This is a genomic window from Streptomyces sp. M2CJ-2 (assembly GCF_016757295.1).
GTDB lineage: Bacteria > Actinomycetota > Actinomycetes > Streptomycetales > Streptomycetaceae > Streptomyces.
On record NZ_JAESIF010000243.1, the window covers coordinates 1 to 1,137 of the forward strand.

At 66.1% G+C, this 1,137-nt stretch carries 1 protein-coding gene; it reads left to right on the forward strand.

The features are described from left to right. Window positions 1-45 precede the first annotated feature (45 nt). Entirely contained in the window at window positions 46-1,137 is a 1,092-nt protein-coding gene (locus JL475_RS39090) for an IS630 family transposase (protein ID WP_202282941.1), read from the forward strand.

The window sequence follows — 1,137 nt, forward strand, 5'->3', positions numbered from 1 at the left end:
CTAGTGTCATGAGTCTTTATTACGCCATAGAAGTAGGCTGGGTTCATGGCGCGTATGGGTCGGCCGACGGTCGAGGTGGTTCTGACGGACGAGGAGCGAGAGACGCTGTTGCGCTGGTCGCGGCGGGCGACCTCCTCGCAGGCTCTGGCGTTGAGGTGCCGGATCGTGCTCGCGTGCGCCGGCGGCGGCTCGAACACCGCGGTGGGGGCGGAACTTGGGGTCCATCCGGTCACGGTGGCCAAGTGGCGTAAGCGGTTCGCGGCCGATCGGCTCCAGGGCCTGTCGGACGAACCGCGGCCCGGACCGCCGCGGACGGTGAGCGACGAGAAGGTCGAGGAGGTGGTGGTGCGGACCCTGGAGACCACCCCGAAGAACGCCACGCACTGGTCGACGCGGGAGATGGCCAGGGCCAGCGGCCTGAGCCAGTCCACCGTCTCGCGGATCTGGCGGACCTTCGGCCTCAAACCGCACCTGGTGGACACCTTCAAGCTGTCCAGGGACCCGCAGTTCATCGAGAAGGTCCGCGACGTCGTCGGCCTGTACCTGGACCCGCCCGAGCGGGCCATCGTCCTGTGCGTGGACGAGAAGTCCCAGATCCAGGCACTGGACCGGTCGGCGCCGGTGCTGCCGATGATGCCGGGCATGCCCGAGCGCCGCACCCACGACTACCTGCGCGGCGGCGTGACGACCCTGTTCGCCGCCCTGAACGCGGCCACCGGCGAGGTGATCAGCTCGATCCACCGCCGGCACCGCGCGGTGGAGTTCAAGAAGTTCCTGGCCAAGCTGGACAAGGAGGTCCCCGAGCACCTCGACGTCCACCTGATCTGCGATAACTACGCCACCCACAAGACTCCCGCGATCCAGAAGTGGCTGCTGGCTCATCCCCGGTTCCACATGCACTTCACCCCGACCAGCTCGTCCTGGCTCAATCAAGTGGAGCGCTGGTTCGCCCTGTTGACGGACAAGCAGATACGGCGGGGCGTCCACAAGAACGTCCAAGCCCTGGAGAGGGACATCCGGGCCTGGATCGCCGACTGGAACGACAACCCGAGGCCCTTCGTCTGGACGAAGACCGCTGATGAGATCTTCGAACGCCTCGCCGGATATCTGAACCGAATCAAAGACTCGACACACTAG

What these genes read in the sequence shown, in the direction of transcription:
- JL475_RS39090 (WP_202282941.1), top strand. Translation starts at nt 46, where the DNA reads ATGGCGCGTATGGGTCGGCCGACGGTCGAGGTGGTTCTGACGGACGAG.